At 31.6% G+C, this 2077-nt stretch carries 4 protein-coding genes; 2 read left to right on the forward strand and 2 right to left on the reverse strand.

What is annotated here, in order from left to right:
* Window positions 1–74 precede the first annotated feature (74 nt).
* Window positions 75–197: a hypothetical protein gene (locus tag L8D11_RS05850; protein WP_272906055.1), complete on the reverse strand. Its 123-nt coding sequence runs from the start codon at window positions 195–197 to the stop codon at window positions 75–77.
* Between the two features lie 158 nt (window positions 198–355).
* On the opposite strand from L8D11_RS05850, the gene pal reads away from it, so the two are divergent.
* A complete protein-coding gene (gene pal / locus L8D11_RS05075) occupies window positions 356–832 on the forward strand; it encodes a peptidoglycan-associated lipoprotein Pal (protein ID WP_236870584.1) in 477 nt (158 codons plus the stop codon).
* Window positions 833–914: 82 nt separating this feature from the next.
* On the forward strand, window positions 915–1625 hold the full coding sequence (locus tag L8D11_RS05080) for a pseudouridine synthase (protein WP_236870585.1): 711 nt from the start codon (window positions 915–917) through the stop codon (window positions 1623–1625).
* A gap of 130 nt (window positions 1626–1755) precedes the next feature.
* Here the strand turns inward: L8D11_RS05080 and L8D11_RS05855 are convergent, their stop codons facing one another.
* Window positions 1756–1881 (reverse strand): hypothetical protein, encoded by a 126-nt coding sequence (locus L8D11_RS05855; RefSeq protein WP_272906056.1) that lies wholly within the window; start codon window positions 1879–1881, stop codon window positions 1756–1758.
* Window positions 1882–2077: the final 196 nt, after the last annotated feature.

Raw genomic sequence — 2077 nt, forward strand, 5'->3', positions numbered from 1 at the left:
TCCAAAGAGAGAATTTTCAAAAAGCTAAATTTATTTGGGATGAAGCTATCCAAGAGATAGCTGCTGCCTAAAATTTAAGGGTCAGGGTTGTGTTGCGGCCATATTTCCATTAACTTGACGGTGCCACCAATAAATGTAGTAAATTTTCTTCTATTAGAGCTTGAATTAGCAGGCAAAATATCGAGATTATCGAACAATAAGGTGTATTTAATATCTTAATTCACTAAGTAATCTATAAATCATATTTATAAGTATTACTTGCCAACCCATCCAAAGTATTTGACAAGTATTTAAAACGTATTACACTATAGAATAAATAACAATATAATAATAATCTATAACTATAAGGAGCCATATGAAAAAAGTATTATTAACTGTTTGCTCATTAGCACTAATTACTGGACTTGTTGGGTGTAAAAATAAATCACACCAATCAACCAATGGTACTGATGGTAGCACACTTGATTCAGTATCAAAAGCAACTTTTGAAGAACTTGAAAAGAAGGTAGGCGATAAGGTATATTTTAGCTACGACAATTCTGATTTATCAGACAGTGCTAAATCAGTACTTGATAAGCAAGTTGAGTTTATGAAAGATAAGTCTCATCTTAAATTCGTCCTTGAAGGTTTTTGTGATGAAAGGGGTACAGTTGACTACAACCTAGCGCTTGGAGAAAGACGTGCAAATAGTGTTAAGAAATATCTAGTACACCATGGCATTAATCCAGATAGACTGATTGTAATTAGCTTTGGTAAAGAAAGACCAGCTGTTATTGGTCATACTGAAGAAGCCTATAAACAAAATAGAAGAGTAGTAACAGTAATTAGATAATTTCATATTACTGACTGCCGTCGTTTTTTTTAAAAGAAGTGAGCACATCTGTAGTGTGTTCATTTTTTTTTAGGAGCTCACCATGAAACCTATTAGGATAGCAAAAGCACTTTCCAATTATGGCGTTTGTTCTAGAAGACAAGCTGAGGTGTTGATTTTAGAAAATAGAGTACGAGTAAACGATCAGATACTGACTTCACCGATTTATTTAGTTCAAAATTCAGATCAAATTTATGTTGATGGTGTTATTGTTTTAAAACCCATGAGGACACGCTTATGGAAATATTTTAAACCAAAGGGGGTTATAACAAGTCATAAAGATAATTTTGACAGAGTAACGTTATTTAAAGAATTACCAAAAAATATAGGGAGAGTGATTTCAGTAGGCAGATTAGATTATAATACTGAAGGTTTAATTTTATTAACAAATAATGGTGATTTAGCACGAAAATTAGAATTGCCATCTACCAAGTTAAGGAGAGTCTACCTTTGTAAGGCATATGGCCTTATGCCAAAAAATATGATTAAAGAACTATCTAGGGGAATAGAAATCAATAAAGTTCAATATGGGCCTATTGCTGTCGAATTACATAAAAAACAAGGCGCCAATTCATGGTATAAAATTGCTTTGTATGAAGGAAAAAATAATGAAATTAGAAATGTTTTTGCATATTTCAAACTCCAAGTTAGCAGATTAATCAGAATTGATTATGGAGATTATTCTGCCCGTAATATGAAGCCTGGAAATTTAGTTGAGCTAGATTATAAAGAATTTTCCAAATACTTGGAATAGCCCAATATTGTTAAAATTTGAGAAAAAAATTGTATAACGCAAGCTGGTAATAAGGAACAAGGCTGAAAATCACCTCTTGATGATATTTTAAATACTCTGCTTTCAGCACTACTTGGCAAACGCTAACCTTTTATAATTTTACTCCGTTATTATTTCCATATACAAAACTCCCAATTCTAACCTGGGTAGAGCCAAATTTAATGGCTGTTTGAAAATCTGCGCTCATTCCCATACTTATTTCACTTATTAAGACCATTGCATAATAGGCAGAAAGAAACTATAGTGGACTGAAAAAGTCAGACAACAAAAAGAGTAGTTTTATTTTCTAAAAGATATAAAAATATAAATAAAAAATAAGAAGTATGAGTAAAAAAGAAAAAAGAAATTTTAGCGCTGAACAAAAAACAAAAATAGTGCTAGAATTGATGGAATCAGAGTTGACAATAGCGCAA

It is taken from the genome of Candidatus Bandiella numerosa (genome assembly GCF_021811875.1).
GTDB lineage: Bacteria > Pseudomonadota > Alphaproteobacteria > Rickettsiales > Midichloriaceae > Aquirickettsia > Aquirickettsia numerosa_A.